This is a genomic window from Mesobacillus sp., from assembly GCF_047739415.1.
Taxonomy (GTDB): domain Bacteria; phylum Bacillota; class Bacilli; order Bacillales; family Cytobacillaceae; genus Mesobacillus.
Genome location: NZ_JBIQOE010000063.1, coordinates 1 through 6,188, shown reverse-complemented (window position 1 = coordinate 6,188; position 6,188 = coordinate 1). Strand labels below are relative to the sequence as shown.

Annotated in this window: 5 protein-coding genes; all 5 read left to right on the top strand. The window is 43.4% G+C overall.

Going from position 1 to position 6,188, the window contains the following annotated elements; translation table 11 throughout:
• Positions 1 to 310: 310 nt before the first annotated feature.
• A complete protein-coding gene (locus ACH0QE_RS05930; protein WP_415799772.1) occupies positions 311 to 1,615 on the top strand; it encodes a purine/pyrimidine permease in 1,305 nt (434 codons plus the stop codon).
• Between the two features lie 112 nt (positions 1,616 to 1,727).
• Positions 1,728 to 2,141, top strand: coding sequence for a CoA-binding protein (locus ACH0QE_RS05925; RefSeq protein ID WP_415799771.1), 414 nt, complete (start codon positions 1,728 to 1,730; stop codon positions 2,139 to 2,141).
• A gap of 102 nt (positions 2,142 to 2,243) precedes the next feature.
• A complete protein-coding gene (locus tag ACH0QE_RS05920) occupies positions 2,244 to 3,356 on the top strand; it encodes a sugar diacid recognition domain-containing protein (RefSeq protein WP_415799770.1) in 1,113 nt (370 codons plus the stop codon).
• Between the two features lie 121 nt (positions 3,357 to 3,477).
• Positions 3,478 to 4,746 (top strand): GntP family permease, encoded by a 1,269-nt coding sequence (locus ACH0QE_RS05915; protein ID WP_415799769.1) that lies wholly within the window; start codon positions 3,478 to 3,480, stop codon positions 4,744 to 4,746.
• Between the two features lie 87 nt (positions 4,747 to 4,833).
• On the top strand, positions 4,834 to 5,967 hold the full coding sequence (locus tag ACH0QE_RS05910) for a glycerate kinase (protein WP_415799768.1): 1,134 nt from the start codon (positions 4,834 to 4,836) through the stop codon (positions 5,965 to 5,967).
• Positions 5,968 to 6,188 lie beyond the last annotated feature (221 nt).

Below are 6,188 nucleotides of genomic sequence, written 5' to 3'. Positions count from 1 at the left end.
TCATGAAGTTTTCTTAATCCAGCTCCAGCGCCTAGCCCCTCGAGACGCTTCGGTCCGCACAATGAAGTCAAAGAACGACTTCACCGGTCGGCCCTCCAGCGCTTGTCGGGGCTGAACGAGGCGCTTGCGCTTTTTGTTCTTTGGTAGAAATCACTTCTTTTTTACTAAATCCTTAAGTACGATATTATTATAGGCGAAGGAAAAGGGGATCCTCCTACAGAATTAAGATTAGTATCCTCTCATTGAATAGAACATGATTCTCATTCCTGCATGTTTTTTTCGATAACGCCAAGAAAATGGAGATTTTAAAATGAAGACAATATTATCAGCCATACAGTGGGTGGCATTTATTATTGCAGGTTCAATCGTTGCTCCGATTGCGATTGCAGATTTATTCCAATTGAATGATTTGGAGACGACAGGACTTGTCCAGAGGACGATGTTTGTATTGGGTATTTCGGGTCTATTGCAGGCCCTGATTGGACATCGTTTGCCAATTAACGAGGGGCCAGCTGGCCTTTGGTGGGGTGTTTTTACAATATATGCAGGGTTAAGTACGACACTGTTTTCATCAACCATTGAAACCCTGCAAGCTCTAGAAGGGGCTATGATCATCAGCGGAATTGTATTTTTCCTGCTAAGCTTATTCAAACTTATAGATAAACTGGCAAAGCTGTTTACACCTGTAGTGAGCGGGATTTATTTGCTTTTGCTCGTCATCCAATTAAGCGGCTCATTCCTTAATGGAATGGTGGGACTTGGTGGCGGAAGAACAGAGGTCAGTCTTCCCATCGCTTTTTTCAGCATTTTCTTGGTTGGCATTACTTTCTATCTGACACGACATCGGATTAAATGGGTCAGCCAGTATGCAATTTTATTCAGTTTGGCTTCTGGCTGGGTGCTTTTTTCAATATTGGATCTGGGAAAAGCTTACGAAGGATACAAAGGAGCAGCAATTGCCATTCCGGAGGTTTTCGCATTCGGGATGCCCATCTTCGATTCAGGTTTGATCGTGACTTCAATTTTTATCACATTCCTGTTAATCACCAATATGTTAGCTAGCATAAGAGTTACTGGACGAGTTTTAAAAGATATGGGGTCTGAAAATGCTGGTTTTCGCTATCGTGCCAGCGGTTTTACAGCCGGTATCAACCAGCTTCTTGGAGGGGTTTTCTCGGCGATTGGCTCTGTCCCCATATCTGGTGCAGCTGGATTTATCGCAACAACTGGAATTATAAGGATTCTGCCTTTTATTATAAGCTCATTGCTAATCGTCGTTGCCAGCATGCTGCCGCATGTGATGTCTTTGTTCGCGTCACTGCCAGCACCTGTTGGCTATTCAGTCACATTTGTTATATTCGTCAATATGATTGGCATCGCTTTTTCGGAATTCGACCGTGAGGATGATAAAAAGAGGATTCGAATCGTCATTGGGACTTCGCTGCTGGCCGGTGTAGGGGCAATGTTTCTTCCCGGAGAAGCTTTCCGCAACATCCCGCCTGTCCTTGTATCCATCCTTAATAACGGGTTAATCCTCGGTACATTGATTGCCGTTGTTGCTGATCAATTCACATTAATGAAGAACAGAAGAGTGGACAAACTAAAATCTTCGTAGTTTATTAAGGATGTTTTCATACATTACGAATGATAGGCAAGTTGATTTGAGTCTACATAATAGTGCGATAAAATAAGGTAAGGCTCATAATATTCCATAGGAGTGAGGTAATATGGCAATTAAGAATCCAGGCCGGGAGGAAATCGGCCAAATCCTTAAGGCGGCAAAGAGAATAGCAGTTGTGGGATTGAGCGACAATCCACAGCGGACTTCCTATATGGTATCGAAGGCTATGCAGTCAGCGGGCTATGAAATCATCCCTGTCAATCCAACTGTTGATGAGGTACTTGGAGTTAAAGCCGTTAAAACACTTAAAGAGATCAAGGGGCACGTAGATATCGTAAATGTTTTCCGTCGTTCGGAACATTTGATGGAGGTTGCAAAGGAATTTGCGGGAATCGATGCAGATGTTTTTTGGGCACAGCTTGGCCTTGAGCACGAGGAGGCCTATAACTTCCTAACAGATAAAGGATATACCGTGATTATGGACAGATGTATAAAAGTGGAGCACGCTTTAACAAAATAATTCTTGTGCGTGAGGACTCATGTTCTCGCGCTTCTCTTTTGTTATCGTAAATAATCGGCCATAATGATAGGAATTCAAGTGATCAAGGCAGGGATTTTTAACATGGAATTTTTAAACAAACAGCTAGCTCAAGAAATTGTTGACAGGACGATGGGGATCATCGGAAAGAATATCAATATAATGAATAACCAGGGCGTAATAATTGGATCAGGCGACAAAAAACGTTTAGATGACGTGCATGAAGGCGCAGTCATCGTAATCAAAGAAGGGACCGGTTTTGAAATAACCGAAGATGAGGCTAAAAGGCTCCATGGTGTAAAGCCAGGCATCAACCTGCCCATCAATTTTGATGGAAAAATCATGGGTGTTATAGGGATTACTGGTTCCCCGGATGAAATAAGAAGTTTCGGAGAACTTGTACGCATGGCTGCTGAGCTTAGCTTACAGCAGGCTGTATTGATGAATGAAATACAGTGGGATCAAAGGCTTAAAGATGAGCTTGTCAGCCAAATCATCCATTATGAAGGCAAACATGACCCGCTTTTCCTGGAAAGGTCTATGCGTCTCGGTATTGATCTGGAATTGGCCCGGGCAGCGATTGTCATCAAGACATCTGACCGTAAGAAAACATTCACTTATTTAAAAAGCCGACTTCAAAAAGAAGACCTATTACTGATGCAGCATGACAGGATTGTTATTTTAAAAGCAGTTCCCCCGGCCGACCTTGATCATTACCTTAAAAAGATAACAGAAGGATGGCTTGATGGTTTAAGAAAGAATGGGAATATTCAGGTGAAAATTGGCGTTGGTCAATACCATGAAGGATTGTCAGGATTAACAAAGTCCTACCGGCAGGCAGTCCACACACTAAAATCCGGCTTGAAATTGACGCCCCAAAAAGACATCTTCATGTATGAAGATTATTATCTTCCGGTTTTTCTGTTAAATGCTTCAAAAAAAGGCCTGACAGAAGGTTTACAACCTTTCTATAAATCTTTAAAAGAAAAGGATGTAAAGGGAGAGCTCACAGAATCGTTAAGAGCGCTGATCGAAACAAACGGAGACATGAACAAGGCTGCGCAAAAGCTGTTTGTACATCGTAATACGCTCCGATACCGTCTTGATAAAATTACAGAAATAACCGGGAAGGATCCCCGCAAAACGACAGACCTGCTTCATTTGTATTTATCGTTTCTAAATAATGAATTAGAATGAAATTGTGCAAATGCACAAAAGATCTGTACTATTACAGGTCTTTTTTTGATCGTTTGACTAATGTAATACAAATAGATAGCGCTTACAATTGGGGTACAAAAAGTTTTGAGGAGGAATCACCTTGGATATTCAGGTAAGCGCTTTCGGCGCTATCGTAGCACTTATTGTAGCTATTTTCCTTATTTTAAAGAAGGTTTCACCTGCTTATGGAATGATCGCCGGAGCCCTGATTGGAGGACTTGTAGGCGGGGTGGATGTCACCAATACCGTAGCCTTGATGATGGAAGGCGCAAAAGGGATTATACCCGCTGTTTTAAGAATCCTGGCTGCTGGTGTACTTGCTGGGGTCCTGATTGAATCGGGTGCTGCTGCAGTAATCGCTGAAACTATCGTTAAAAAAGTCGGCGAGACGCGCGCACTGCTTGCACTTGCCATCGCTACAATGATCCTTACTACCGTTGGGGTATTCGTTGATGTCGCTGTTATCACTGTTGCGCCGATTGCACTTGCAATCGCAAATAGAGCTGGCATTTCCAAAACAGCCATCTTGCTTGCAATGATTGGTGGCGGTAAAGCAGGTAATATTATGTCCCCGAACCCGAATGCCATTGCTGCAGCAGATGCATTCCAAATCCCATTGACTTCTGTCATGGCTGCCGGAATCATCCCCGCTATTTTCGGGTTGACTGTGACGTATATTTTAGCTAAGAAGCTAGTAAATAAAGGCTCTCACGTTACAGCTCAGGAAAGTGAAACAACAGTTCAAGGGAAACTTCCATTAATAGTCCCAGCGATTGTCGCGCCATTGGTGACAATCATCCTGCTTGCTTTACGACCTTTGTTTGATATAAACATTGATCCTATGATCGCCCTCCCTGCAGGCGGTATTGCCGGAGCTCTTGCAATGGGCCGAATCAGACATATTAATGACTATGCTGTAGCAGGTCTCGGTAAAATGTCAGGTGTAGCTATTATGCTCCTTGGTACAGGTACACTTGCGGGAATCATCGCTAATTCGGGGTTAAAGGATGTCCTGATTAACAGCCTGGATGCACTGGGTCTTCCAGCATTCGTCCTTGCCCCTGTGTCCGGTATTTTCATGTCGGCTGCTACTGCTTCGACAACAGCAGGAACAGCAGTTGCTTCCCAGGTATTCGGAACTACTATTCTGGAAATGGGGGTCTCTGCATTAGCAGGTGCTGCAATGGTTCACGCTGGTGCAACCGTACTTGACCACCTTCCACACGGAAGCTTCTTCCATGCCACAGGCGGAAGTGTCAACATGGAAATCAAAGAACGTTTGAAATTAATTCCTTACGAAACAGCTGTCGGTTTGACGCTTGCAATTGTATCGACACTAATCTTTGGTATCTTCAAGTTTTTCGGATAAGTAAAATGGGTCTGGATTTTGTTGAAATCCGGACCTTTCATTTCAGTGTAATGATACTCCGGTATTCAATGAGAGGAGAAAACGAGCATGAAAATTGTAATAGCACCTGATTCTTTTAAAGAGAGCCTTACAGCGCTTGAGGCCGCTACAGCGATCGAGAATGGCATGAAAAAAATCCTCCCAGAGGCAAGCTTCGTAAAGGTACCTATGGCAGATGGAGGCGAAGGAACCGTTCAATCCCTCGTTGATGCAACTGGCGGGAAAATAATCAACAAGACAGTAACAGGACCGCTTGGTACTCCGGTTGAAGCATTTTTCGGTATTTCTGGCGATGAAAAGACCGCGGTCATAGAGATGGCTGCTGCATCCGGACTTCATCTTGTACCTCCTGGTGACAGAAACCCGCTGATTACTACAACTAGGGGAACAGGAGAATTGATTGCCGCGGCTCTGGACTATGGTGTTGAACAGATCATCATTGGAATAGGCGGTAGTGCCACGAATGATGGAGGAGCTGGCATGGCAAGAGCCCTTGGCATCATGCTACTCGATACTGATGGAAAAGAAATTGGTGAGGGCGGAGGAGCATTAAATTCGCTTGCTGCGGTTAACATAGCTGGAATAGATAAACGGTTGGACTCGGTAAAAATTGATGTTGCATGCGATGTAGATAATCCTTTAACAGGTATGAGGGGGGCATCACATATTTTCGGTCCGCAAAAAGGGGCAACTCAAGAAGTGGTTGAAGTATTGGACAACAACCTTCACCATTATGCTGATATTATTCGTAAAGATCTTGGCAAGGATATTGAACATGTATCAGGTGCAGGAGCAGCAGGTGGACTAGGTGGTGGATTGATGGCATTCCTGTCTGCCGAGTTGAAAAGAGGCGTTGACATTGTTCTGGAGGCAACCAAGTTAGAAAATCAACTAATAGATGCCGATTTTGTCATTACTGGTGAGGGCAAGATTGATGGCCAGACGATTTTCGGCAAAACTCCGATCGGCGTTGCGAAGACAGCGAAACGACACAAAGTTCCGGTCATCGCGATCGCGGGTAATGTAGCATCAGACAGTGAGATAGTACACCAACACGGGATCGACGCAGTATTCAGCATAGTACCGGGTGTCATTGCATTAGAAGATGCGTTCGAAAACGCCAGTACGTATGTAGAAAGAATTGCCGCAAATATCGCATCCGTAATCAAACTTAGCAAATAAATTATTTGTAAAAACCTTGAAAAAACCGCGGGCTGTTACCAGCATCGCGGTTTTTATGTTTAAAAAGGTTAGAATTCGAATAAATATATATAAGATATATGTAGAAAATAAAAAAGCACCTTTAAAGGTGGTATAAGGTAAAAGATATTTGTAATAAAAATAGGTACATAGTAAAATGAAAGTTGGTAATGTTTATCCAGTGTGCATACACACATTAATTC

Coding starts and splice junctions, on each gene's coding strand:
- ACH0QE_RS05910 (WP_415799768.1), top strand. CDS start 4,834: ATGAAAATTGTAATAGCACCTGATTCTTTTAAAGAGAGCCTTACAGCG.
- ACH0QE_RS05925 (WP_415799771.1), top strand. CDS start 1,728: ATGGCAATTAAGAATCCAGGCCGGGAGGAAATCGGCCAAATCCTTAAG.
- ACH0QE_RS05930 (WP_415799772.1), top strand. CDS start 311: ATGAAGACAATATTATCAGCCATACAGTGGGTGGCATTTATTATTGCA.
- ACH0QE_RS05920 (WP_415799770.1), top strand. CDS start 2,244: ATGGAATTTTTAAACAAACAGCTAGCTCAAGAAATTGTTGACAGGACG.